Raw genomic sequence first — 23,455 nt, forward strand, 5'->3', positions numbered from 1 at the left:
GCCCGGCCGCATGCCGACGACCCACGACGTCGTCGGGCGTCGACGGTGTCGGCGTCAGGACGCCGCGGCTGCTTTCCGAGCGGCTCGCCGGTCGTGCACCCACGCCCACGCGGCCGAGCCCAGATAGAGCAGACACAGCGGGAGGGCGATGATGAGCATGCTCATCAGGTCGGAGGGCGGCGTGACCGCGGCCGAGAAGACGACGATGATCACGAGTGCGACGCGCCATCCGCGGATGATCGTCCGTGCGCTCAGCACTCCGACGGCGTTCAGCAGGACCACGGCCAGGGGAGAGACGAAGGCGATCCCGACGCCGACGACGAGCTTGAGGAGGAAGTCGAAGTACTGACTCGCGGTGAGCATGGTGGTCGAACCGGCCGGGGCGAAGCTCGCCAGCACGTGCACGATCTGCGGCATGACGGTCCAGCCGAAGAAGACGCCTCCGAAGAACAGCGGAAGAGCCGTGGCGACGAAGACGATGCCCATCCGCCGTTCGCGCGAGGTGAGACCGGGAACGAGAAAGCCCCACACCTGGGTCAGCCAGACGGGTGCCGAGAGCACGATGCCGAGCGTCATAGCGATCTTGAACCGCAGGTCGAAGGCTTCGCCGAGTCGCGTGAAGTTGAGGCTGGTCGTCGAGGGTCCCTGCACGGAGCTCAGCGGCGCGGATGCCGCCTCGATGACCAGGTCGGAGAGCAGGAAGCCGCCGATGGCAGCCACGATGATGGCGATCGCAGAGACCGTGGCGCGTCGACGGAACTCGGAAAGATGGGACAGGAGGGACATCGCCCCGCCGCTCCCCGTGCCGTCGGCGGCTCGGTTTCGGCGCCGATCGCGCACGCGGGTGCGGGGGTTCACGTGGACGACGACGAGCCTGACGGATTGCGGCCCGGCTGATCGTTCGTCGTCGCGGAGGAGGGCGCCGACGCGGGTTCCGTCTTGTCGCCCTTCGCCTCGCGCGTCTCGGCACGAAGAATGCGAACCGATTCACCGACGCTCTTGGCGAGGCTCGGCAGCTTGGCCGCACCGAACAAGAGAAGGACGACCGCCAGGATGAGGAGCAGGTGCCAGCCAGAGAACGCATTGCCGAAAATACCCATGTGGGAACCCTTCGATAGACGGCGGTACTCCTCATGCTTGACGTCCGTCATCAGGGGAAGGGGGCGTGAATGCGCGAACATCGCCCGGACCCCGGGGAAATTCACCCGGTTGGCGAAGGAAGGCGGATCGAACGACGACGCCGGCTCACGCGTTCTACTGAAGCCGCGGGACGAGCTCTCGCAGAAGAGGGGGCGTGATGCGCGCATGCCGTTCATGACCGTCGATCGCATCCTCGTGGTGTGCACGGCGAACATGATCCGGTCGCCGTTCGTGGCCGGATTGCTCTCGTCGCGGCTGCCGCAGGCGCGGTCCGGACGCCTCACGGTGCACAGTGCCGGCACAGCGGCGCGACCCGGGCACGCGGTGCCCGAGGACGTCCTGACGATCGGACGGACCTACGGGTTGTCGCTCGAAACCCATCGCTCGCGCCGTCTGGACGAGGGCCTCCTGCGGGCGGGTGACACGGTGCTCTGCGCAGAAGCCGCACACCGTCGTGTCGTGCTCGATCTGCGCCCCGATCTCATCGCCTCCACGTTCACGGTTCGCGAGTTCGCCCGGCTGACCGAAGCCCCCTCCGTGCGTGGCTCGGCCGGTTCGTGGGCGGAGCTCGTGCGCGCCTGCGCCGGAGCCCGACTCGCCTCGGCGGGCACGAACGCCGAGAACGACGACATCGTCGACCCCGTCGACGGCCCCGCCTCGGCGTGGTTCGCGTTCGAGCGACAGGCCACAGGCGCCGTCTCGGCGATCCTGGGTGCCGTCGGATCTTTGCGACCCGCCGACCCGAGCGCCTCCGCCGTCGATCCGGCCCCGCGCACGCGGCGGGAATACCGACAGGCGCAGCTCACGCCGTCAGATCCGCCCGCCCCGTGGAAGAAGTGACATGTTCGATTTCGGACTCGACAAACTGCTCCTCGTCGGAATTCTCGTCGGGGTGATCCTCGGACCATCACGGCTGCGGGAGCTTCGTCAGACGATCCCGCGCTCACTGGGTCGGCTGCACGCCCTCTACCTCGAGGGACGGTCGCAGGTCGTCGACGAACTCGACGACGTGGCGCCGGATTGGCGCGAGTACGACCCGCGCGCTCTTCATCCGCGCCGGATCCTGCGCGAACTCGCCGACACCGCCGCACGGGATGCGGCGGAGGGAGGCGAGCGGACGAGCTCAGATCCCGCTCAGGGTGAGTCCAAAGGTGAGGGGGACGAGGTCCCCCCGAAGGCATGGCGTGAGTCGAGCGCTGTCCCGCTTCACGACGGGCCCGACACGGCGGAGGGCTCGCCGAGCGAGGCGCCCTCCGCGCCGCCGGATGGCGAGACGTCAGAGGCGCCCGGAGGGGACGAGCTCATGCGGGGCGCCCGCGACCGACTCGGACTCGGCGCGGGTGATCATCCGACCCACCCCGACGCCGACGGCGACGGACGCGAGCGCCCAGACGATGACGGCACAGAACACAGCGGCGAGAGCGATCATGGGACTTCTCCTTCGTAGCCCGATTGCCCACCGGTGAGGTGGTTGATGTCACGGTAGTGCCGCGGACGGCCCGGACGCGGCATCCGGAGCCCATCTATTCGCGCGTGTCAGCCTCTTCTGGTGAATGTTCTGCGGACGATGCGCAGCAGTCCGAGGAACCCGAAAAGGCCGATGACGGCGCCGAGCACGCCGAACAGCGTGATCGATCCGCCCAGAACGGGACCGCCGCCGGCGACCACGAGGACAACGGCGATGACGACGGCGGCGATGGACACCAGCGTCGAGGCGATCTCGGCGGTGGTGCGGCCGAGGATGCCGCCGACGTCGTCGCCGCTCTCGCCGCGGAGGGTGATGCCGATCGACCCCTTCTCGGCGCCGGCCAGGAGGTTCTCGAGCCGACGGGGGATGCGCTGCAGCCGCGCGAGCGAGATGACGCTCTGCGCCTGCAGGTCGGTGAGCATCTTCTTCGCCGAAACGGTGCGCCGCAGCAGGCTCGGCATGAGCGGAAGAGCCTCTCCGACCATGTCGAAATCGTCGACGACGACCCGGAGACACCCCTCGAGCGTGGCGAAGCTGCGGAACGCCGACGCCAACTCGCCCGGAAGCGCGATGTGGTGTTGGCGAATCACATCGACCATGCGGGTGAAGATCGAGCCCTGCCCGGCCGTGCGCAGGTGCTCGGTCGTCAGGACGATGCCGACATCGTGGCGGAAGGCCTCGACGTCGAGGTCGTCGGGGGGATCGACGATCAGCAACAGGGCGTCGGTGGCCGCGACGTCGTTCTCGCTCAGGGTGGCGAGGAGGAAGGCGGTCATGTGCTGGCGGCGACTGCGCTCGATCACTCCGACGGCACCGAAGTCGATGAGACCGAGAGAGCCGTTCTCGCGGAGGAGGACATTGCCCGGATGCAGATCGGCGTGGAAGACCCCGTAGACGAGGATCTGTTCGATCACCGTGGACATCAACACCCGTGCGAGACGTTCCCGGTCGTCGGCGGTCATACCGGCCAACCGCTCGGCGGAGTCGCTGAGCGCTGTGCCGTCGACGAGCTCCATCGTCAGAACGCGCTGATGCGAGGCCGCCGCGTGGATCTGCGGAACGGTGACCATGCCGCGGCGGTCGGGCTCCGCGCGATCGATGAGATCCACGGTCGAGGCGACCATCATGGTGTTGCGGGCCTCGATGCGGTAATCGAGCTCCTCGAGCAGGGTGGCGGTGAAGCCGCGCGCGACCGACTCGATGCGCAGATCGCGACCGACGCGCGTGCGCATCTCGGCCCGGTGAGCGAGCCGCCCGATGATGTCGGCGTCCGCCTCCACCTGGGCACGTGCGGCGGGACGCTGCACCTTCACGACGACGGCGGTGCCGTCGAGAAGGTGCGCGCGGTGGACCTGCGCGACGGAGGCGGCGGCGAGAGGAGAGGGATCGACGTCGGCGTACACCTCATCGAGGGGGCGACCGAGGTCCGTCTCGATCACCGCCCGCACGGTCTCCCACGGCAAGGTGGTCGCCTTCGTCTGGAGGGAGGCGAGCGCGCTCAGGTAGGGCTCCGGGATGAGGTCTCGGCGGGTCGAGAGCACCTGCCCGAGTTTGACGAAGCTGACCCCGGCATCGTTGATGGTCGCGACGATCGCGTTCGCGCGTTCCTCCGAGGTGCTCAACTGCTCTTCGACGCGTGAACGGCCGCCGTGGAACAGCCAGCCGACGCCATGACGCGAGGCGATGGCCAGGATCTCCAGGTACCGGCGGGTGCGCTTTCGCTGACGCAGCGCCGCGCGCACCAGATCGATGGGGTTGGGGAGCGCGCGCGTGGGGAAGATGGCCTCGCTCGCGACCAAGGCGGCGACGCCCAACGCGAAGACCCACGCGAGGGAGAGGGCGATCAGCCCGACCCACAACCACACGTCGTCCGCGGGGATCGGCGCCGTGGCATCCGGAAGCCCTGTCTGGCGCAACGTCCACTGCGTGAACGGCACGCCGAGGAAGAAGACGAGCAGGCCGACCACGATGCTGCGGGGCCACCCCACTGCGGTGCCCAGGACGCGACGCGCCACGAAGCCCACGAGCACCGCGGAGACGATGGCGGAGATCGAGATGAGCAGAGTGGCGACCACGGGGTCAGCGTATCGGCCCGTCGCTCACCCGCCACAAGGCAAACGCGCGGCGGTCAGTGGTGGAGTTCGCGCAGCAGCTTCTTCCCCCGCTTCTCCGCCGCCGACGCGGCCTTCTTGGCCGCTTTGTGACGACGCTTGCGTGCCCGGGGGTCGTCCCAGAGTCGCACCAGCTGGTGCCCGACCGATTCGCGGTTCTTCACCTGCACTCGTGACGAGCGCGCACCGACGACGTACGCGACGACCGCGATCGCGCCGATCAGGATGATCTTGTTGCGCATGGCATCCTCCTCTGGATCCGGATCCGCCGCGTGCCGACACGGAGGTCGTGGGCACGGACGTGACCCTCACCACTCAGACGTGTCGACCACCGCATTCGTCACGCGATTCACGACGAGCGACGCGGACCGATGACGAACGCCCCGTCCGGTGGGGTCGGGGCGTTCGTCATCACGCGAGGCTCAGGGGCGGCCCATGCCGAAGTAGGTCCATCCGGCCGCACGCCAGGCCGCGGGGTCGAGGCAGTTGCGGCCGTCGATGACGACGCGGCCGCGCGCCAGCGACGCGGCGTGCTCGGGGGAGAGCTCGCGACGGTACTCGTCCCACTCCGTGACCACGATCACGGCGTCGGCATCGCGCAGGGTCGCGTCGAGGTCGGCGTCGTAGGTCAGCTGGGGATGGATGCGCCGCGCGTTCTCGATCGCGGCCGGGTCGGTGAGCGTCACATGAGCACCGAGCCCGTGCAGGCGTACGGCGACGTCGAGCGCGGGGGAGTCGCGGATGTCATCGCTGTGAGGCTTGAAGGCCGCGCCCAGGACGGCGATCTTCTTCTCGAAGACGCTGCCGTCGAGCGCCTGGGTCGCGAGCTCGACGGCGCGGTCGCGCCGGCGCAGGTTGATCGCGTCGATCTCGCGGAGGAAGGCGACGGACTCACCGCGACCGAGCTCCTCCGCGCGAGCCGAGAACGCACGGATGTCCTTGGGCAGGCATCCGCCGCCGAAGCCGATACCCGCGCCGAGGAACCGTCGGCCGATGCGGGCATCGTGGCCGATGGCATCGGCGAGCGTCGTGACGTCGGCTCCGGTGACCTCGGCGATCTCCGCCATGGCGTTGATGAAGCTGATCTTCGTCGCGAGGAAGGCGTTGGCCGACACCTTCACGAGCTCGGCCGTGGCGTAGTCGGTGACGATGAAGGGCGTGCCCTTGGCGATCGACGGGTGGTAGACCTCGCGGAGAACCTGGGCGCAACGCTCGCCCTCCGCCGTCGGGGCGCCGTCGTCGGAGGGGACGCCGGCCACGAGACGGTCGGGGTCGACGGTGTCCTGCACGGCCCAGCCCTCGCGGAGGAACTCGGGGTTCCACACGAGCGTCGCGCCGCGCTCCGCGACCCGCGGTGCGAGACGCGCGGCCGTGCCGACGGGCACCGTCGACTTGCCGGCGACGATGTCGCCCTCGCTGAGGAACGGCAGCAGGGCGTCGACGGCCGCATTCACGTAGGTCATGTCTGCGGCGTGTCCACCGGCTTGCTGCGGGGTGCCGACGCCGATGAAGTGCACCACGGCGCCCTGCGCCGCGGACATCTCGGTCGTGAACGACAGGCGGCCCGAGGCGATGCCTTCGCTCAGGATCTCCTGCAGGCCGGGCTCGAAGAAGGGAGCCTCCCCGCGGGAGAGAGCGGCGATCTTGCGCTCATCGACGTCGATCCCGACGACCTCGTGGCCGATGGAAGCCATCGCCGCGGCGTGCACCGCTCCGAGATAACCGCATCCCACTACAGACAAACGCACGATCAGAGCCTTTCGAGTTGGTGTCGACGCGTCCCCGCGGGGCGGAGGCGCGTATCCGCGATGACGCGGGTGAACTTCACGCGGCGGTCTCGCCCGGTGCCAGGGTGGCGCGGGCGGTTTTGCCGAGGATGACGAAGTCGCCGAGGAGCGTCCAGTTCTCCACGTAGGAGAGATCCAGTCGCACCGACTCCTCCCAGGATAGAGAGGAGCGGCCGCTGACCTGCCACAGACCGGTGATCCCGGGCTTGGCCAGGAAGCGGCGGTGCACGTGATCGGCGTAGACGGCGACCTCGGACGGCAGCGGAGGACGCGGGCCCACGAGCGACATCGAGCCGCCGATCACGTTGAACAGTTGGGGGAGTTCATCCAGGCTGAACTTGCGCATGATCCGCCCGATCGGGGTGACGCGCGGATCGTTCTTCATCTTGAAGAGCACTTCGTTGCCCGAGTCGCGGTCGTCTGCGGCCAGCTGCGCCAGCAACGCCTCGGCATCCACCACCATCGACCGGAACTTGATCATGGTGAACTCGCGCCCGCGGAATCCCACGCGCGTCTGCCGGAAGAAGATCGGCCCCTCGCTCGAGAGCCGCACGGCGGCCATGAGGAACAGCAGGAGCGGGCTGAGCAGCACGACGCCGACGGACGCCGCGATCAGGTCGACGCTGCGCTTGAGGAAGCTCTGCCCCTTGGAGAACTTCGGTGTCTCGACGTGGATGAGGGGGAGTCCGGCGACGGGACGCGTGTGCAGGCGCGGTCCGGCGATGTCGACGATGCTCGGCGCGAGCACGAGGTGCTGACGACCCGCCTCGAGGCTCCAGGAGATCTGCTTCACCTTCGATGCCGGCAGGTCGTCCGCGCTCGTGATCGCAACGGTGTCGGCGCCGGTCGCGTGCAGCGCGCGGGTCACGTCGCCGACCTGGCCCATCACGGGGATCGAGGTCCCGGGGATCACATCGGCGACCTTCCCGTTGGGAACGCATGCCCCCACCACTCGGTAGCCGGCGCTCGGGGTGCGGGCGAACTCCTGGGCGAGGTGCGTGACCGAGGGGAGCGATCCGACCAGGAGGACGCTCGCCGAGGACAGGCCGCGCGAGCGCTGGAACACGAGCCACTGCCGCCACATCCACCGCGTGAAGATGAGGACGAGGATGCCGGCGGGGAGGCTGATGAGCAGGTAGCCGCGCGCGACATCGATCTGCGTGAGGAAGGCGACGATCGCGATCGTGCCGAACAGACGGAAGCTCGAATCGGCGATGCGGACGTATTCCTGCGAGCCGGTGCCGATGACGCGGTCGCTGCGGGAGTCGACGAACGACAGCGACCACATCCACGTCACGATGACGATCGCCGAGAAGACCCAGTACGACAGGTCCGAGATGCGGCTGTCGCTGCCCGCGGCGACCTGCGCGTTGCCGAGGCCGAACCAGAGCAGCTGCGTCCCGTAGACCACCCAGACGAGGGCGAAGAAGTCCGTGATGGCGAGGTTGCGTCGGTAGCGGCGCCGCCACGGGTCGGGGGATGGCGCTGGGGGAACACGAGGCGCGACGGTCTGCGGCCCCGGGGCCGCCCGTGGGTCGTCAGGAAGCGGTGCGTCCTCGGCGGGCAGGCCCGTCCGCACGTCAAAGGCCACGATGAGATGCCCCTCCCCCGGGGTTCGAGCGCGCCGATATCGACTCGTGAAAGATAACAGGCTTGGATCGTCGACATCGGCGACCTTCGCGAACTGTCACTCGTACGAAACATGAACGTTGCGACCACGCGCCGGACGGCCACGGTCGTGGCGGGCGATGGGCGCGTCGTTTACACTCGGGGCGGGCCGGGGGACCCCCGGTGTCCGTCATTCTCGGCCTCGCCAGGGCGAGACGCCCACCCGCCGCCGGAAGGCCTTCGATGTCACGCGCCGATCTGCGCCCGAGGCCTCCGCGCCGACGCCTCTCGGCGGGTCTCATCGCGGCGCTCGCCATGGCCGTGGTGGTCGTCAGCGCCGTCGCGGGTGTGTTCGCGTTCGCCCTCCTGCGACCCGGTGGTGACCCCGTCGCGGCCTCCGCGTCACCGTCGGCGTCATCCGTTCCGACGAAATCGCCCTCGGCGCAGCCGACCCCCACCGTGAGCGACACGCCGAGCGCGACGCCGACCCCGCCTCCGCCTCCGCCTCCCGCGGTGTCCTCTCCCGCGGCCCAGCCGTGCGAGGCAGGCGCGACGATGCTGACCGTCTGGGCCCATCCCGACGACGACATCATCTTCGCCAACCCGATGATCTCCGACGCCCTCGCCGCCGGCGAGTGCGTCCGAACGGTCTTCGTGACCGCCGGCGACGCGGGCAAGGGGATGGGGTACGTGAAGGCGCGCGAGCTCGGCATCCTGCGCGCCTACAACGCCATGCGCAAGAACGACGGGCTGTGGGATGCGCAGGAGTTCGACCTCTCGTCCGGGCTGCACGTGCGACGGCTCAGCCCCCAGGGCGACGCGCGCGTCTCGGTGCTCTTCCTGCGCCTTCCCGACGGCAACATCACCGACGGGGGATTCTCGGCGACGGGCTACGCCACCTTGAGCAAACTGTGGGACGGGCAGAGCGCGACGCTCGCCCCGATCGACGGCGGCTCGGCCGTCTCGCGCGATCAGCTCGTCGCGTCGATCGCCGAACTCGGAGCTGCGCTCGCCCCCGCGCAGATCCTGACGCACATCCCGCGCGGCAGCGCCTTCGCGCCCGGAGACCATCCCGACCATTCGGTGGTGGGCAGCCTCGTGCGCGAGGCGATCGGAGCGAACGCGGCCCTGGCGCCCGGCATCCGGTACTTCGTCGGCTACCCGTCGCAGAACCTGCCCCGCAACCTCGACGACGCGACCCTCGACGCCAAGGTCGACACGTACCGCATCTACACCCAGCAGGACGACGTCATCCGGTGCGCGGACCGATCGGCGTGCCTGAAGACGCGGAAGTTCGGCGAGTGGCTGCAGCGGTCGTACCCCAAGACCGAGGACGAGCTCCAGCTGGGCTGAGCCGGATCAGCTCTCGTCGAGGGTGTTCTCGACGGCGGTGCGCGCGTCGCGCTCGGCGATGATCTCGACGAAGTCCTTGACGGGGGCGTCTGCGTACTTGTCGACCGCCGCCACCGCCTCGTCGTGGATGACGTCGGACGGTGCGGCGGGGAAGCGCGCGTGAACGCGCTCCTCCACTTCGGCGATCGTCTCGTCCTTGTCGAAGCCCTCGCTGCGTTTCGTCATGACCGGACCTCAGTGCTGGTAAGTGCCGTGCAGGATCGCTCGGCCGAGCGTCTTGAACGCCAGGTTGAACGAGACCACGGCGGGAGAGGCGTCGGCGTCGACGCCGAGGGTGTCCTCGCCCACGGCGTGAACGACGAAGAAGTAGCGGTGGATCTGGTCGCCCTCCGGCGGTGCCGCCCCCATGAAGCCGGCCTCGCCGCCGTCGTTCCGCACGTGGAACGCACCGCCGGGCAGTTCGGCGGCAGCCGCGCCCGTCCCCAGCTCCGTCACGTCGCCGGGGAGGTCGACGAGGACCCAGTGCCAGAACCCGCTCGGGGTCGGCGCGTCGGGGTCGAAGCAGGTGACGACGAACGACTTCGTCCCCTCGGGTGCCCCCGACCAGCGCAGGTGCGGGGAGGTGTTGCCGCCGTCGGCGACCTGGTCGTCCTTCAGCGGCTGTCCGTCGGCGACGTCGTCGCTGAAGACGTCGAACGAGGCGACGGCGGGAAGAAGGGGGTACGGATCCGGGGTCTGCGCGCGGGAGAGATCGACCATGACGGGCACGTTAGGCGGCGTAGGTGACGTCTCGCGAGGGCTTGCACCGTGCCCGGCCGACCGGTAGCGCTCAGCGGGTGACGGCGAGAAGCGAGCGGGCGACGTCGTGGCATCCGCCGGGTGAGGGCAGGCCGTAATCCACCTCGACGACCGTGCGGAGTTCGGCCGCGAGGTCGTCGGCCGTGGGGGCGCTCTCGAGAGCTCCGAGGATCGGGAGGATCAGGTCGTCGTACTCGTCGGCGGGCCAGCCCCGGCCGATGTGGTGCACGCCGATCGGGTCCCATTCGTTGAGGATCTCGCGGATGAGGAGGGCTTCGGGAGACAGTGACCGCGGCGGTGAGGACGTCTGCATGCCCCGAGTGTGGGCATCGCGCTTCGGAGTGGGCTGAGCGTCGGCCCAGCGCTCGGTGTACGAAGAGCGCAGAGAGCGGCGCGAATGCCGTCGCTCGGAGGTTCTTCAGCGGGATCATCGACGAGCCGATGTAGCGTCGGTAGCCGATATCCGCCGCCGGGGGGCGCTGTACAGGACGGAGTCGCCGTGAGTGACATCGACGAGCCTTCGGGTGGCGACCCCGCGCGCGGAGACGACGGGTCGGCGCGCAAGAGCGGACTGTCTCGGCGCGCACTCGTCTTCGGGGGGATCGCGGTCGGCGGCTTGGCCGTGCTCGGTGGGGGAGCGCTGGTGTACCGCGAGGTGCGACGCGCCGCGGGGCCCGAGGGCAGCTGGGTGAAGTTGAGCCCGATCGTGCCGTTGCCCGATTCGTCGCCCGGTGCCACGTCGCCCGCGGACGAGGAGCCGGGGGAGGACACGACCGTCGCCGTCTGGGCCCACGCCGATGACGACATCATCTTCGCCAACCCGCATCTCGCGGGGATCATCGCCTCGGGCGCGACTCTGCGCACGATCTTCGTCACGGCCGGCGACGCGGGACGAGGCCTGGAGTACGCGAAGCTGCGCGAAGCCGGCATCCGCGCCGCCTACGACGAGATGCGCGGCAGCTCGGAGCCGTGGGACGAGAAGCAGATCACGTTGCTCAGCGGCGCGCGGGTCACGCGTTTCGTGCCATCGGACGACGATCGACTGTCGATCACCGTCCTGCGATTGCCCGACGGCAATCTGAGCGCGAAGGGTTTCCCCGCCACGGGTGACGCGGGTCTGACCCAGCTCATCAACGGCACCGTGCCGGTGCTGCGGCCCATCGACGACGGTCCCACCCTCGACGGAGGACGTCTGTCGCAGACCGTCGCCGAGTTGATCCACGCGGGTCGGCCCGACCGCGTGACGACGAACGTTCCGCACGAGAGCGCCTTCGCCCGCGGCGACCACCCCGACCACTCGTGCGTCGGTTCGCTGGTGCGCACGGTCGCGGCGACGGCGGGGGTGGCGGCCGAGGCCATCACCTACTACATCGGTTACCCCTCGCAGCACCAGCCGCCGAACGTGCTCGGCGCGGATCTCGACGCGAAGGTCGCGGCTTACCAGACCTACGCCGCGCACGACCCGGTCGTGACGTGCGACTCCGCCGCGGCCTGTCTGGCGCAGCCGGGGTTCGGTCAGTGGCTGCGGCGCTCGTATCCCAAGACGGACGGCGAACTGCAGCTGCACTGAGCCCGTCGAGAAGGCCCAGGACGGAGCGCGATACGTGGGGCTCAGCGCTCCGCCCCGGGGGTCGGGGGGAGGTCAGTCCTCCGAGACGGTGACGGTGACCTCGATGTTTCCGCGGGTGGCGTTCGAGTAGGGGCACACCTGGTGGGCCTCGTCGGCGAGCTGCTGCGCGAGCTGCGCCTCGATGTCCGGCAGGACGACCTCGAGCAGAACGGCGAGCTGGTAGCCGCCCTGACCGTTGGGGCCGATCTGCACGCGACCGCCGACCGACGAGTCGGTCAGCTTCACCTTGTGGCCGCGGGCCACCGCGTGCAACGCGCTGTGGAAGCAAGCGGCGTAGCCGGCCGCGAAGAGCTGCTCGGGGTTGGTTCCGGCGCCGGATCCGCCCATCGCCTGGGGGACGGCGACGTCGAGGTCGATGTAGTCGCCGGCGGTGACGTGGCCGTTGCGGCCCTCGCCGGTCGAGACGGCTTCGGCGGTGTAGAGGACGTCCATGGGGGTTCCTTTCATGGGGCGGGGCATCACGCGGTGGTGCGTGGCGCCCGGGATGCGGCGATCACCGGTTCGGGGTGGTCCCGCAGGTCTTTCATGGCCTCGGTGAGCTGGTGCAGCGCATCGATCAGCTCGCGGGCGCTGTCGACGTCGGGCAGGCCCGACCCGGCCGCGATGCAGCGGGGCACGTGCGCGAGTTCGGTGCGCAGGGCCGTTCCGCGCGGGGTGAGCGACACGGTCACGACGCGCTCGTCGGCGCTGCGGCGGGTTCGCGTCACGTAACCGGCGGCCTCCATGCGCGCGAGCATCGGTGAGAGCGTGCCGGAATCGAGCTGGAGCGCCTCGCCGAGGCTGGTCACGCTCTGATCGCCGTCGGTCCACAGCGTGACAAGCGCGATGTACTGCGGGTAGGTGAGATTCCAGGGCTCGAGCAGGACGCGGTAGGCCTGCGTGGTCGTGCGGTTCGCCGCGTACAGCGCGAAGCAGACGAGGTGGTCGACGGCGGGCATGCCAGAACTCTTGCATACAACTTTGTTGTGCACAACCTAATGTGGAATCGCCCGCCACTCACGAGCGCTTCGGACGGGCTGTCGGCGCGATGTCAAGCCCTGACATCGCGACCATCGACGCCTCAGCATGGGTCGCATGACCAGCCGCAGCGACGCGAGTTTCGCCTCGCCGCCGGGATTCCTCCCCGACGGCGACGGCGACCTGCTCGCCATCAACGGGCACCACTTCGACCTCGGCACTTCCGGAACGTTCGCGGGAGGCAGCGCGGTCTGAACCGCGTCACCCGCGGTCGGGCTCGATGTCGTCGGCGGGATGCCGCGTCACCAGCAACTGGGAGACGCGGCGACGTTCGACTGCGCTCACCTGCAGCGTCGCTCCCTCGACCTCAACGGTGTCACCGACCCGCGCGAGTCGGCCCAGGCGCTCCACCACGAATCCCGCGACCGTGTCGGATGCACCGCGGGGGAGAGGCACGCCGGTCGCCTCCTCGAAGTCCTGCAGGTTGAGTCGACCCTCGACGATGCCGTGCTCTCCCTCGGACAGGGGCTGCTCGGCATCCGTGTCGTACTCGTCGAAGATCTCGCCCACCACCTCTTCGACCAGGTCTTCCAGCGTCACGATCCCGTCGGTGCCGCCGTACTCGTCGACGACGACGGCGATGTGACTGCCCTCTGCGCGCATCGCCGTGAGGGTCGGAAGCACCCGCGCGGTCGACGGGATGTAGCGGATCTCGCGCATGACGGCCGAGAGCGGGCGGCCGGGCTCGTCGTAGAGGTCGCGGACGTGGACGAAGCCCACGACGTCGTCGATCGTCTGCTCGGCGACCGGGTAGCGCGAGTAGGGCAGATCGCGCACGCGTGCGGCCGCCTCGGCGATGGTGCCCCCGGCGTCGAGCGTCACGACCTCCGGGCGCGGGCGCATGACCTCGCTCACGTGCCGATCGCGTAGCGACAGCACATCGTCGAGGATGCGACGCTCCTCGTCGGGAAGCCCCTCGTGGCTCGAGACGATGTCGCGCAGCTCCTCTTCGGTCAGCTCCTCGCCGGTCTTGTCGGGGTCGCCGCCGAGCACTCGGACCAGCAGGTTGGTCGAGATCGACAGCAGCCAGATCACCGGGCGCATGAGCTTCGCGAAGCCGTTGAGCACCGGCGCCACGGTGTAGGCGAACGCGGCGTTGCGCTGGATCGCGAGGCGCTTGGGCACCAGCTCTCCCAGGACGAGCGAGAGGTACGCGATCACGAGGGTCAGGGCGATCGTCGCGACCGTCGCGGCGGCGCCCTGCTCGAGGCCCAAAGAGACGAAGAACGGGGTCACGGAGGGCGCGATCGACGAGGCGCCGTACGCGGCCGACGCGAAACCCGCCACGGTCACGCCGATCTGGACCGCCGAGAGGAAGGTGTTGGGATTGCGCGCGAGATCGGCCACCTTCTGGCCGCGCTTGCCCCGCGACGCGAGCGCGTTGACCTGGCTCTCGCGCAGAGTGACCAACGCCATCTCGGTCGCGGCGAACACGCCTCCGATCAAGACGAACACCACGACCAGGACGATGTTGAGCGCGAGGTCGTTCACCGGCCCGCCCCGCTCGCTCCGGCGTTCGCGCCCGGGGTCACCCGGGCGTTCGGACTGTGACCGTCGGGACCGCAGGCGTGGCTCATGCGCCGAGTGTACGGAGCGTGCGCTCGGGCGAGGCCCTGGAGGCCGGGGGTTGCGCCGGGATGCGCTCGTCTGCTCGTCAGCGGATCGTGCCGTCGGCGCTCGAGACCCGGACCGTCTCGCCGCCCTCGCGTTCGACGACCCACACCGAGGTTCCGCCCTCGTCCTCGAGCTGCACCTCGTCGACCGCGGCGTCGCCACCCGCGCCCGCAGCGATGCGCACCGCGTCGGCCAGGGTGGTCGTGGTCGCTTCGAGAGCAGTGCGGTCTTCGCCCTCGAGCGCCTCGGCGTCCTGTGAGGACCGCACCGTCGAGCCGTCGGAGCTCACCCGCACCTCGACCGCGCGGTCGCCCGTCGCCACGTGCACCTGCCACTCGCCGTCGTCGGTCTCGAGCTCGAAGGCTCGGCCGCCGGCGCTCGCCTCCGCCGTGGTGATGGCCCGGACCGCCTCGCGGTCGGATGCGGCGGCATCCGTTCCTCCCGCCGGGGTGGACGCGCATCCACTCAGCGCGAGGGCGCCCGCGGCGATGAGGGCGACGGTGGCGGGGAATCGGGTCGAGGCCATGCCCGAAGGCTAATCAGCGCTCCCGCTCGACGCAGGGTGTTGCGCGCGAGGTCGTCGGTGTGCGTTCGGAGTCACTACCAAGAGGCGGACGCCTCGTCAACGGCGGCTCGACGTCCAGCTTCGCGTCGAATCATCACCGGCATGAGCGAGATCACCGCACACCATGGACTCCTGACCGACATCGACCTTCACGTCGACGACACGGGCGGCTCCGGTCGCCCCGTCGTCCTCATCCACGGCTGGCCCCTCTCCGGCGAGTCGTGGGCCCATCAGGTCCCCGCCCTGCAGGGGGCGGGCCACCGCGTCGTCACCTACGACCGGCGCGGGTTCGGCCGCAGCGACAAGCCGCGCTCGGGCTACGACTACGACACCTTCTCGGACGACCTCCAGGCCGTGCTCGAGGCCCTCGACCTGCGCGATGTCACGCTCGTCGGCTTCTCGATGGGCGGCGGAGAGGTCGCCCGCTACCTGACGCGGCACGGGGCGGACCGGGTGCACAGCGTCGTCTTCGCCTCGGCGGTGCCGCCGTACCTCGCGAAGACGGACGACAACCCCGAGGGCCCTCTCGACGACGCGACCGCCGACGGGATGAAGCAGGGGCTGAAGGACGACGAGAAGTCGTTCTACCACCAGTTCACGACCGACTTCTTCTCCGTGAACGGCGAGCTGACGGTCTCGGAAGCCGATCGGGCCGAGGCGGAGCGACTTGCCAACCAGGCCGATCACCACGCGGCGCTGAAGTCGATGGAAGCCTTCGCCACGACGGATTTCCGCGGCGATCTGCCGCACGTCACGGTGCCGACCCTCGTCATCCACGGCGACAGCGATGCGACCGTTCCGTTCGAGGGGTCCGGCAAGCGCACGCACGAGGCAGTCGCGGGCAGTGAGCTGCACGTCGTCTCGGGAGCCCCGCACGGCGTGAACGTGAGTCACGCCGAGGAGTTCAACCGCGTGCTGATCGACTTCCTCCAGCGCTGAGCCCTCCCGTCGCCCTCTCGATCTCGCCCGCATCTGCGGAGGGCGCGACCTCTCCTTGACGCCCTCGTCACCTTCGGTGGCGGGGGCGTCGTGGCGCCCGGCCGGGGTGAGCGAGATCTGCAGGAGGGGTGATGGGTCGGGCGACAGACTCTCAGGGGTCGCCGCGGATGCCGGTGGCGCGCCCGGCTCGCCCCTAGCCTGACGCGTATGTCCGAGACCGACGCCGCTCTCCTGCGTCACGGTCGTCGTCGGCGCCGGGGCTGGCGCGAGGGCGGATCCAGCGCGCGCGGCTGGGATCTCGAGCTGCTCGGCTGGGCCGTCTTCGCCCTGGGCGTGGGCGTGCTGCTCGCGCACGCGGCATCCGTCGCCCTCCCCGTCGAGACGTCGTCGGACGCTTCTCGCATCGTGTTCTGGGTGGCCCTGCTGGTGCCCGCCGTGATCGCCCTGCGCCGGTCGCGGCCGCGCGGCCTGCTGTGGATGAGACTCGTCGACCTCGCCTACGGCGTGGTCTTCGGTCTGGTCGTGCGCGGGGTGCAGGGGATGCTCGCCGGCCTCGAGGGGGCCGTCGCCTGGCCGTCGACGTTCACGACCGGCGACGGGCTGCCGTCGTCGTTTCTGACCGACGCGGTGGGGGACGTGATCGTGGCCCCGCTGTGTGAGGAGATCTTCTTCCGCGGGGTCGTCCTGCTCTGCATCTTCGCGGTGGTGAAGCGGTGGAGCGGCCCGGTCGCGGCGGGCGTCGCGGCCGTGGCGCTGTCGACCGCCCTGTTCGTGGTCACGCACCAGATCCTGGGGGCACCGGATGCCGTGGACCTGGCCGCGCTGGCTCTGCTCGGCGTCGTCACCGGAGTCTTCGTCGTCGGCACGGGGCGCATCTGGCCGGCAGTGGCGGTGCACATCGTCTTCAACGCGTCGGGTGTCGCCCTGGTCGCCGTCGGCACCCTGCTGGCATGAGCCCGGTGGCACGGTTTGGCCGTGGCATCCGGATGACGTAGTCTTGGTCTTTGGTGCCTGCCTCTCTGCGAGCGGGTCACCCGAACGTGAGCCCTCCACCGGCCCTGTTCCCCCGCTCATCGGGCGGAGAACGGACCACCGGAGCGGGATTCACGAACTCCTCCGTTCGATCAAGAAAGCAGCACTACTGTGACGCGCACTTTCACCCCCAAGGCCGCTGAGGTCACGCGCGAGTGGGTCGTTATCGACGCCACCGACGTCGTTCTCGGCCGTCTGGCCTCGCACGCGGCGGTCCTCCTCCGCGGCAAGCACAAGGCGACCTTCGCCAACCACATCGACTCCGGCGACTTCGTCATCGTGATCAACGCCGAAAAGGTGGCGCTCACGGGTCAGAAGCTCCAGAAGAAGATGGCCTACCGTCACTCGGGTTACCCGGGTGGCCTCAAGTCGGTCAACTACGAGGAACTCCTCGAGAAGAACCCCGTCCGCGCGGTCGAGAAGGCCATCCGCGGCATGCTGCCCAAGAACAGCCTCGGCGCGGCGCAGCTCAAGAAGCTCAAGGTCTACCGCGGCGCCGAGCACCCCCACGGTGCCCAGCAGCCCACGGCATACACCTTCGACCAGGTCGCCCAGTAAGCGCCGCCGGATAAGGACGAAACAGTGTCGAACATCGACTCCAGCAACTACAGCACCGAGACGCCGGCCGAGCAGACGGCCGTCGCCACCGAGCGCCCCGTGCTCTCGGTCCCCGGCGGCGCCGTCGGCCGTCGCAAGCAGGCCATCGCCCGCGTGCGTCTGGTTCCCGGCTCGGGCACGATCACGGTCAACGGCCGCACGATCGAGGACTACTTCCCGAACAAGCTGCACCAGCAGCTGATCAACGACCCGTTCACGGTGCTCGAGCTCGCGGGCTCGTACGACGTGATCGCGCGCATCTCCGGTGGTGGCCCCTCGGGTCAGGCCGGCGCGCTGCGTCTGGGCATCGCTCGTGCGCTCAACGAGATCGACGCCGAGAACAACCGCCCGACCCTGAAGAAGGCCGGCTTCCTCTCGCGCGACGCTCGCGTCAAGGAGCGCAAGAAGGCCGGTCTCAAGAAGGCCCGCAAGGCGCCTCAGTACTCCAAGCGCTGAGTTCGAAGCTCCGTATGCCTCTTTTCGGCACGGACGGGGTGCGGGGGCTGGCCAACGGCCTCCTCACCGCCGAACTCGCGCTGCACCTGGCCCAGGCGACTGCTGTCGTCCTGGGCCAGGGTCGTTCCGCGGAGGCGCGCAGGGCCGAGGGTCGTCGACTCACGGCCGTCGTCGCGCGCGACCCTCGCGTGTCGGGGGAGTTCCTCTCGGCCGCGGTCGCCGCGGGACTGGCGTCGTCGGGTGTCGACGTGCTCGACGCCGGGGTCATCCCCACTCCCGCGACCGCGTTCCTCATCGCCGACCACGACGCCGACTTCGGCGTGATGGTCTCGGCGTCGCACAACCCCGCACCCGACAACGGCATCAAGATCTTCGCGCGCGGCGGCACCAAGCTCCCCGACGTCGTTGAGCAGCGCATCGAAAGCGCCCTCGAGGGCGAACGGCTGCAGCCCACCGGCGCAGGCGTGGGACGCATCCGCCGCTTCGCCGACGCGGAGGACCGCTACGTCCTGCACCTCCTCGGCTCGCTCCCGCACCGTCTCGACGGCATCCACGTCGTGCTCGACTGCGCGCACGGAGCCGCCGCCGGTGTCTCGCCCGAGACCTTCAAGGACGCCGGCGCCCAGGTCACCGTGATCGGCGCCGATCCCGACGGACTGAACATCAACGACGGTGTGGGCTCGACCCACCTCGACGTGCTCGCCGAGACCGTCGTGCGCCTCGGTGCCGACCTGGGCATCGCGCACGACGGAGACGCGGACCGCTGCCTCGCCGTGGACGCCGAGGGCAACATCGTCGACGGCGACCAGATCATGGCGATCCTCGCGGTCGCGATGAAAGACCGCGGCGCCCTCGTCGACGACACGTTGGTCGCCACCGTGATGAGCAACCTCGGACTCCATCGCGCGATGAAGGACCACGGCATCCGTGTGCTGCAGACCGGGGTCGGCGACCGCTACGTGCTCGAGGCCATGAACGAGGGCGGTTACTCCCTCGGCGGTGAGCAGTCGGGGCACGTGATCATGAGCGAGTTCGCCACGACCGGCGACGGACTGCTCACGGGACTCCACCTCGTGGCGGAGATGGCGCGGCAGGGGAAGACCCTCGCCGAGCTCGCCTCGATCATGACCGTCTACCCGCAGGTGCTCGTCAACGTGCGCGGCGTCGACCGCGACGGGGTGAGCGACGAGCGGGTGCAGGAAGCCGTCGCGGCCTCGACCGCGGAACTCGGCGATTCCGGGCGCGTGCTGCTGCGCGCGTCGGGCACCGAGCAGCTCGTGCGCGTGATGGTCGAAGCCGCTGACGAGCACACCGCTCGTCTGCATGCCGATCGGCTCGCCGACGTGGTGCGGGAGCGACTGGCCCTCTAAGCCGGTCCCTTCGACAGGCTCAGGGACCTTCGACAGGCTCAGGGAGCTCCGCGCGTCGGAGGCCCTGAGCCTTCGTCATCTCAGTACTCGAGTGACTCGATGTAGCGCAGCAGGACGCCCTCGCGCAGAGCCCACGGTGAGACCTCGAGCTCGTCGACGTCCATCGCCTTCATGGCGCGCTCGACGACCACCGCGGCTGCGACGATCTGGAACGTGCGGTCGGCCGTGATTCCCGGGAGCGCCTCGCGGGCGTCGGCGGGGATGCGGGCCAGACGCGGGATCCAGTCCTTCAGCTCCCGGCGGGGGAGCACCATGCGGTCGATCCCCGACCACCCCGGTACGGGGTAGCCGGCGAGCTTCGCCAACGAACGGATCGCCTTGGACGAGCCGATGACGTGATCGGGGCGGGGGAGCGCGGCGAAGCGCTCGGCGACGGGGGCGAGCACGTCCATCGCGTGTCTGCGCAAGGAGTCGATCTCGTCTTCGCTGGGCGGATCGTGGGGGAGGAACCGCACGGTCGATCGCCCGGCGCCCAGTGGAACCGATTCGGCGAGGTCGGGCAGCTCGTCGGCCCCACCGGCGATCTCGAGCGACCCGCCGCCGATGTCGAACAGCAGGATCTGTCCCGCCGACCAGCCGAACCAGCGGCGCACAGCGAGGTAGGTGAACCGCGCCTCGGTCTCGCCGCCGAGCACCTGCAGCGGCTGGCCGAGGGCCTCCTCGATCAGGGCGATCACGTCGTCGCCGTTCGTGGCCTCCCGCACCGCCGAGGTCGCGGTGGCGAGCAACTCGTCGACCCCCTCGGCGCGCGCCCTCTCGCGGGCGGCGGTCACGGCATCCACCAATCCCCTCACCCCCTCGGGCGAGATCGACCCGTCGGGCTGCACGTAGCGCATCAGGCGCAGGACCGATCGATGCGACGAGGTCGCGGTCGGTCGGCCGCCCGCCCGCGCATTGGCGACGAGCAGGTGGACGGTGTTCGAGCCGATGTCGAGGACTCCCAGGCGCACGGTCCGAGCGTAGTGGGCGGATGCCGCTGACCTCCGGCCGCGGGGCGCTCGAGGGTCCGCGCGGCCGCGCCGGTAGCATGGGCGGGTGTCCGCCGCCGAGACAGCCGCTCCCGCACCGTCGCTGAGCCCCTACCGTCAGATCGACCGCGAGGACTGGGCCCGCATGGCCGGGGGACTCGAACAACCGCTGACCGAGAACGAGATCGTGCAGCTGCGCGGAATCGGTGACCGGCTCGACCCCCGCGAGGTCGCGGAGGTGTACCTGCCGCTCAGTCGCCTGTTGAGCCTCTACGCCCGCGCGACGCGCCGGCTCGGCGTCGACACGAGCCAGTTCCTCGGCGAGCCGGATGCCACGACCCCCTTCGTCATCGGCGTCGCCGGGTCGGTGGCGGTGGGCAAATCGACCATCGCGCGTCTGCTGCGCGAGCTCATGAGTCGATGGCCCGACACGCCGCGCGTGGAGCTGGTCACCACCGACGGCTTCCTCTACCCGAACGCCGAGCTCGAACGGCGAGGTCTCATGGACCGTAAGGGCTTCCCCGAGTCGTACGACCGGCGGGCGCTCGTGGAGTTCCTCAGCGAGGTCAAGTCGGGCGCAGAAGAGGCCCGCGCCCCCTTCTACTCGCACGTGCGGTACGACATCATGCCCGACGCGCACGTGAGCGTGCACCGTCCCGACGTGGTGATCGTCGAGGGCCTGAACGTCCTGCAGCCGCCGCCCTCGCCGAACGAGGTCGCCGTCAGCGACCTGTTCGACTTCTCGATCTACGTTGATGCCGACGCCGCCCACATCGAGCGCTGGTACGTCGACCGGTTCCTCGCCCTGCGCGACAACGCCTTCACGAACCCGACGTCGTTCTTCCGCGTGTTCGCCGACATCAGCGACGAAGAAGCGGTCGAGCGGGCACTCGGTTACTGGCGCGAGATCAACCTCCCCAACCTCGAGGAGAACGTGCTGCCGACGCGGCACCGCGCGAAGCTCGTGCTGCAGAAGGGCGCCGACCACACCGTCGAGTCCGTGCTGCTGCGCAAGCTCTGAGTCACGGCATCCGGGATCATTCGTACCCGTGATGGGCCGGTAATCGGCGGCGCATCCGGGCGGTACCGACGTCCGTCGCTCGGTATACCTACTGGCCGCGGCCCCGCATTCAAACCGGTACCACAGGTCGTTCACAGACTCCTCACAGCCGACCTAGCGTGACTGCACGGCTCTCTTTCGCGGGGTGCCGTGACCTGCGCCGACGGCGGCGCCGGCGTACCGAAGGGGGAGTCACATGTTTCGCGTGAGATGGAGGGACCGGGGTTCCGGTCCCGGCAGCGGGTCGGCGGAGAACGGTCGGGTGTGGACGGGCAGTCGCACCGGACGCGCCGCGATCAAGGTCGCCGCAGCGGTGGGCGCGGGATCGCTCAGCCTGTTCGGCGGGGTCACGGCCGCGCAGGCCGCTCCGACGGTGAGTGCTCCGGCGCCCATCCAGCTCGGGGTGCTCGACCTGCTCGACGGGACGCTCGATCTCGACGTCACGGACGTGGTCGACGCACTCGATCTCGCGGACGTCGTCGACACGACGCTCGACATCGACGTTGCCGACGTGCTCGATGCCGTCGACCTCGACGCGGATCTCGACCTGCTCGACGCCGACGCCGACGTGCTCGACGTCACCGACGTCGTCGACCAGCTCGACCTGGACGTCGTCGATGCCTTCGACGCGGATGCCGACGTGCTCGACATCGACGCCGACACCGTCGACGCCACGGATGTGGCCGACGCCGACGCAGCCGACGCGGAGGCGCTCGATGTGCTCGACATCGACGTGACCGACGTGCTGGACGCCCTCGACCTGGACGGCACCCTCGACCTGCTGGACGCGGACGCGGACGTGCTGGACATCGACGGTGACGCCGAGGGTCTGGACATCGATCTGCTCGATGCGGACGCGCTGGACATCGACATCCTGGACGCGGACGCCGACGTGCTCGACATCGACGCCGACGGAACCGACGTCGTCGACGCGACCGAGGTGCTCGACGCGGATGCCGCCGACGCGCTGGACATCCTCGACATCGACGTGACCGATGTGCTCGACGCCCTCGACCTCGACGCAGACCTCGATCTGCTCGACGCCGATGCCGACGTGCTGGACGTGACCGACGTGCTCGACGCGGTGGACGTGCTCGACGTGCTCGACGCGGATGCCGATGTGCTCGACATCGACGCCGACACGGTCGACGCCTCCGACGTGGCCGATGCGGACGCCGCTGACGCCGACGCTTTGGATGTGCTCGACCTGGACGTGACCGACCTGCTCGACGCTCTCGACATCGACGGCACCCTCGACGTGCTCGATGCGGACGCGGACGTGCTGGACATCGACGGTGACGCCGAGGGTCTGGACATCGATCTGCTCGACGCGGACGCGCTGGACATCGACATCCTCGACGCGGATGCCGACGTGCTGGACATCGACGCCGACACGGTCGACGCCTCCGACGTGGCCGACGCGGATGCCGCTGACGCCGACGCTCTGGACGTGCTCGACCTGGACGTGACCGACCTGCTCGACGCACTCGACATCGACGCCGACCTCGACCTGCTGGACGCGGATGCGGACGTGCTGGACATCGACGGTGACGCCGAGGGTCTGGACATCGATCTGCTCGACGCGGACGCGCTGGACATCGACATCCTCGATGCCGACGCCGACGTGCTGGACATCGACGCCGACACGGTGGACGCCTCCGACGTGGCCGACGCGGATGCCGCTGACGCCGACGCTCTGGACGTGCTCGACCTGGACGTGACCGACCTGCTCGACGCCCTCGACATCGACGGCACCCTCGACCTGCTGGACGCGGATGCGGACGTGCTGGACATCGACGGTGACGCCGAGGGTCTGGACATCGATCTGCTCGACGCGGACGCGCTGGACATCGACATCCTCGATGCCGACGCCGACGTGCTG

At 69.7% G+C, this 23,455-nt stretch carries 25 protein-coding genes and 1 pseudogene; 11 read left to right on the forward strand and 15 right to left on the reverse strand.

What is annotated here, in order from left to right; translation table 11 throughout:
* Positions 1-54: 54 nt before the first annotated feature.
* Both tatC and tatA read right to left on the reverse strand, forming a co-directional pair.
* Positions 55-786 (reverse strand): twin-arginine translocase subunit TatC, encoded by a 732-nt coding sequence (gene tatC / locus M3667_RS06320; protein WP_251506439.1) that lies wholly within the window; start codon positions 784-786, stop codon positions 55-57.
* Between the two features lie 68 nt (positions 787-854).
* Positions 855-1,316 carry a twin-arginine translocase TatA/TatE family subunit gene (tatA, locus tag M3667_RS16790; protein WP_285837455.1) on the reverse strand — a complete coding sequence of 154 codons (462 nt, stop codon included), beginning with the start codon at positions 1,314-1,316 and terminating at the stop codon, positions 855-857.
* Between tatA and M3667_RS06330 the strand changes: the two genes are divergently transcribed.
* Positions 1,315-1,980: a hypothetical protein gene (locus M3667_RS06330; RefSeq protein ID WP_251506442.1), complete on the forward strand. Its 666-nt coding sequence runs from the start codon at positions 1,315-1,317 to the stop codon at positions 1,978-1,980. The genes tatA and M3667_RS06330 overlap by 2 nt on opposite strands.
* Before the next feature lie 436 nt (positions 1,981-2,416).
* Here the strand turns inward: M3667_RS06330 and M3667_RS06335 are convergent, their stop codons facing one another.
* The 5 genes from M3667_RS06335 to M3667_RS06355 all read right to left on the reverse strand — a co-directional run bounded on the left by M3667_RS06335 (position 2,417) and on the right by M3667_RS06355 (position 8,097).
* On the reverse strand, positions 2,417-2,569 hold the full coding sequence (locus M3667_RS06335; protein WP_251506444.1) for a hypothetical protein: 153 nt from the start codon (positions 2,567-2,569) through the stop codon (positions 2,417-2,419).
* 107 nt (positions 2,570-2,676) lie between these two features.
* On the reverse strand, positions 2,677-4,683 hold the full coding sequence (locus tag M3667_RS06340) for an AarF/ABC1/UbiB kinase family protein (RefSeq protein WP_251506447.1): 2,007 nt from the start codon (positions 4,681-4,683) through the stop codon (positions 2,677-2,679).
* A gap of 53 nt (positions 4,684-4,736) precedes the next feature.
* Positions 4,737-4,961: a hypothetical protein gene (locus tag M3667_RS06345; RefSeq protein ID WP_144829552.1), complete on the reverse strand. Its 225-nt coding sequence runs from the start codon at positions 4,959-4,961 to the stop codon at positions 4,737-4,739.
* Positions 4,962-5,141: 180 nt separating this feature from the next.
* Entirely contained in the window at positions 5,142-6,467 is a 1,326-nt protein-coding gene (locus M3667_RS06350) for a UDP-glucose/GDP-mannose dehydrogenase family protein (RefSeq protein ID WP_251506450.1), read from the reverse strand.
* 76 nt (positions 6,468-6,543) lie between these two features.
* Complete coding sequence (locus M3667_RS06355) at positions 6,544-8,097, reverse strand: sugar transferase (RefSeq protein ID WP_251506451.1); 1,554 nt, start codon at positions 8,095-8,097, stop codon at positions 6,544-6,546.
* A gap of 260 nt (positions 8,098-8,357) precedes the next feature.
* On the opposite strand from M3667_RS06355, the gene M3667_RS06360 reads away from it, so the two are divergent.
* Complete coding sequence (locus M3667_RS06360) at positions 8,358-9,467, forward strand: PIG-L family deacetylase (RefSeq protein WP_251506454.1); 1,110 nt, start codon at positions 8,358-8,360, stop codon at positions 9,465-9,467.
* Positions 9,468-9,473: 6 nt separating this feature from the next.
* Here the strand turns inward: M3667_RS06360 and M3667_RS06365 are convergent, their stop codons facing one another.
* The 3 genes from M3667_RS06365 to M3667_RS06375 all read right to left on the reverse strand — a co-directional run bounded on the left by M3667_RS06365 (position 9,474) and on the right by M3667_RS06375 (position 10,578).
* A complete protein-coding gene (locus M3667_RS06365; RefSeq protein ID WP_251506456.1) occupies positions 9,474-9,692 on the reverse strand; it encodes a three-helix bundle dimerization domain-containing protein in 219 nt (72 codons plus the stop codon).
* 9 nt (positions 9,693-9,701) lie between these two features.
* Positions 9,702-10,226, reverse strand: coding sequence for a YbhB/YbcL family Raf kinase inhibitor-like protein (locus M3667_RS06370; protein ID WP_251506458.1), 525 nt, complete (start codon positions 10,224-10,226; stop codon positions 9,702-9,704).
* A 70-nt stretch (positions 10,227-10,296) separates the two neighbouring features.
* Positions 10,297-10,578 (reverse strand): hypothetical protein, encoded by a 282-nt coding sequence (locus M3667_RS06375; RefSeq protein ID WP_251506460.1) that lies wholly within the window; start codon positions 10,576-10,578, stop codon positions 10,297-10,299.
* Between the two features lie 186 nt (positions 10,579-10,764).
* Here M3667_RS06375 and M3667_RS06380 point away from each other — a divergent pair, with 186 nt between their 5' ends.
* Positions 10,765-11,835, forward strand: coding sequence for a PIG-L family deacetylase (locus M3667_RS06380; protein ID WP_251506461.1), 1,071 nt, complete (start codon positions 10,765-10,767; stop codon positions 11,833-11,835).
* 72 nt (positions 11,836-11,907) lie between these two features.
* Here M3667_RS06380 and M3667_RS06385 read toward each other — a convergent pair whose 3' ends face one another.
* On the reverse strand, positions 11,908-12,327 hold the full coding sequence (locus M3667_RS06385; protein ID WP_251506463.1) for an organic hydroperoxide resistance protein: 420 nt from the start codon (positions 12,325-12,327) through the stop codon (positions 11,908-11,910).
* Positions 12,328-12,353: 26 nt separating this feature from the next.
* Entirely contained in the window at positions 12,354-12,833 is a 480-nt protein-coding gene (locus M3667_RS06390; RefSeq protein ID WP_251506465.1) for a MarR family winged helix-turn-helix transcriptional regulator, read from the reverse strand.
* A 136-nt stretch (positions 12,834-12,969) separates the two neighbouring features.
* Between M3667_RS06390 and M3667_RS06395 the strand changes: the two genes are divergently transcribed.
* Positions 12,970-13,107 carry a hypothetical protein gene (locus M3667_RS06395; RefSeq protein WP_251506467.1) on the forward strand — a complete coding sequence of 46 codons (138 nt, stop codon included), beginning with the start codon at positions 12,970-12,972 and terminating at the stop codon, positions 13,105-13,107.
* Between the two features lie 6 nt (positions 13,108-13,113).
* Here M3667_RS06395 and M3667_RS06400 read toward each other — a convergent pair whose 3' ends face one another.
* Entirely contained in the window at positions 13,114-14,403 is a 1,290-nt protein-coding gene (locus tag M3667_RS06400; RefSeq protein ID WP_251506469.1) for a hemolysin family protein, read from the reverse strand.
* A 163-nt stretch (positions 14,404-14,566) separates the two neighbouring features.
* Complete coding sequence (locus M3667_RS06405; protein WP_251506470.1) at positions 14,567-15,052, reverse strand: hypothetical protein; 486 nt, start codon at positions 15,050-15,052, stop codon at positions 14,567-14,569.
* Between the two features lie 141 nt (positions 15,053-15,193).
* Here M3667_RS06405 and M3667_RS06410 point away from each other — a divergent pair, with 141 nt between their 5' ends.
* The 5 genes from M3667_RS06410 (at position 15,194) to glmM (ending at position 19,485) form a co-directional block, all read left to right on the forward strand.
* Positions 15,194-16,030, forward strand: a complete 837-nt coding sequence (locus tag M3667_RS06410) for an alpha/beta fold hydrolase (RefSeq protein WP_251506472.1) — start codon at positions 15,194-15,196, stop codon at positions 16,028-16,030.
* Positions 16,031-16,237: 207 nt separating this feature from the next.
* Positions 16,238-16,984 (forward strand): CPBP family glutamic-type intramembrane protease, encoded by a 747-nt coding sequence (locus M3667_RS06415; protein WP_251506484.1) that lies wholly within the window; start codon positions 16,238-16,240, stop codon positions 16,982-16,984.
* A gap of 189 nt (positions 16,985-17,173) precedes the next feature.
* Positions 17,174-17,620 (forward strand): 50S ribosomal protein L13, encoded by a 447-nt coding sequence (gene rplM / locus M3667_RS06420; RefSeq protein ID WP_056226423.1) that lies wholly within the window; start codon positions 17,174-17,176, stop codon positions 17,618-17,620.
* A gap of 33 nt (positions 17,621-17,653) precedes the next feature.
* On the forward strand, positions 17,654-18,115 hold the full coding sequence (gene rpsI, locus M3667_RS06425) for a 30S ribosomal protein S9 (RefSeq protein ID WP_307214011.1): 462 nt from the start codon (positions 17,654-17,656) through the stop codon (positions 18,113-18,115).
* A 14-nt stretch (positions 18,116-18,129) separates the two neighbouring features.
* A complete protein-coding gene (gene glmM, locus M3667_RS06430; protein ID WP_251506487.1) occupies positions 18,130-19,485 on the forward strand; it encodes a phosphoglucosamine mutase in 1,356 nt (451 codons plus the stop codon).
* An 80-nt stretch (positions 19,486-19,565) separates the two neighbouring features.
* Here the strand turns inward: glmM and M3667_RS06435 are convergent, their stop codons facing one another.
* Complete coding sequence (locus M3667_RS06435; RefSeq protein WP_251506489.1) at positions 19,566-20,495, reverse strand: Ppx/GppA family phosphatase; 930 nt, start codon at positions 20,493-20,495, stop codon at positions 19,566-19,568.
* Between the two features lie 85 nt (positions 20,496-20,580).
* Between M3667_RS06435 and coaA the strand changes: the two genes are divergently transcribed.
* Both coaA and M3667_RS06445 read left to right on the forward strand, forming a co-directional pair.
* Positions 20,581-21,534: a type I pantothenate kinase gene (coaA, locus tag M3667_RS06440; protein WP_144829506.1), complete on the forward strand. Its 954-nt coding sequence runs from the start codon at positions 20,581-20,583 to the stop codon at positions 21,532-21,534.
* Between the two features lie 301 nt (positions 21,535-21,835).
* Positions 21,836-23,455 (forward strand): annotated as a pseudogene (locus tag M3667_RS06445) (hypothetical protein); the annotation flags it as partial.

This window comes from Microbacterium sp. P26, from assembly GCF_023712585.1.
Classification (GTDB): Bacteria; Actinomycetota; Actinomycetes; order Actinomycetales; family Microbacteriaceae; genus Microbacterium; species Microbacterium algihabitans_A.

Excerpts from the sequence above, each read along its gene's own strand:
- M3667_RS06405 (WP_251506470.1), bottom strand. The coding sequence starts at position 15,052 with ATGGCCTCGACCCGATTCCCCGCCACCGTCGCCCTCATCGCCGCGGGC.
- M3667_RS06360 (WP_251506454.1), top strand. The coding sequence starts at position 8,358 with ATGTCACGCGCCGATCTGCGCCCGAGGCCTCCGCGCCGACGCCTCTCG.
- M3667_RS06385 (WP_251506463.1), bottom strand. The coding sequence starts at position 12,327 with ATGGACGTCCTCTACACCGCCGAAGCCGTCTCGACCGGCGAGGGCCGC.
- glmM (WP_251506487.1), top strand. The coding sequence starts at position 18,130 with ATGCCTCTTTTCGGCACGGACGGGGTGCGGGGGCTGGCCAACGGCCTC.
- M3667_RS06330 (WP_251506442.1), top strand. The coding sequence starts at position 1,315 with ATGACCGTCGATCGCATCCTCGTGGTGTGCACGGCGAACATGATCCGG.
- M3667_RS06410 (WP_251506472.1), top strand. The coding sequence starts at position 15,194 with ATGAGCGAGATCACCGCACACCATGGACTCCTGACCGACATCGACCTT.
- M3667_RS06370 (WP_251506458.1), bottom strand. The coding sequence starts at position 10,226 with ATGGTCGATCTCTCCCGCGCGCAGACCCCGGATCCGTACCCCCTTCTT.
- M3667_RS06395 (WP_251506467.1), top strand. The coding sequence starts at position 12,970 with ATGACCAGCCGCAGCGACGCGAGTTTCGCCTCGCCGCCGGGATTCCTC.
- M3667_RS06375 (WP_251506460.1), bottom strand. The coding sequence starts at position 10,578 with ATGCAGACGTCCTCACCGCCGCGGTCACTGTCTCCCGAAGCCCTCCTC.
- M3667_RS06365 (WP_251506456.1), bottom strand. The coding sequence starts at position 9,692 with ATGACGAAACGCAGCGAGGGCTTCGACAAGGACGAGACGATCGCCGAA.
- tatC (WP_251506439.1), bottom strand. The coding sequence starts at position 786 with ATGTCCCTCCTGTCCCATCTTTCCGAGTTCCGTCGACGCGCCACGGTC.
- M3667_RS06390 (WP_251506465.1), bottom strand. The coding sequence starts at position 12,833 with ATGCCCGCCGTCGACCACCTCGTCTGCTTCGCGCTGTACGCGGCGAAC.
- M3667_RS06335 (WP_251506444.1), bottom strand. The coding sequence starts at position 2,569 with ATGATCGCTCTCGCCGCTGTGTTCTGTGCCGTCATCGTCTGGGCGCTC.
- M3667_RS06415 (WP_251506484.1), top strand. The coding sequence starts at position 16,238 with ATGTCCGAGACCGACGCCGCTCTCCTGCGTCACGGTCGTCGTCGGCGC.
- M3667_RS06345 (WP_144829552.1), bottom strand. The coding sequence starts at position 4,961 with ATGCGCAACAAGATCATCCTGATCGGCGCGATCGCGGTCGTCGCGTAC.
- tatA (WP_285837455.1), bottom strand. The coding sequence starts at position 1,316 with ATGAACGGCATGCGCGCATCACGCCCCCTCTTCTGCGAGAGCTCGTCC.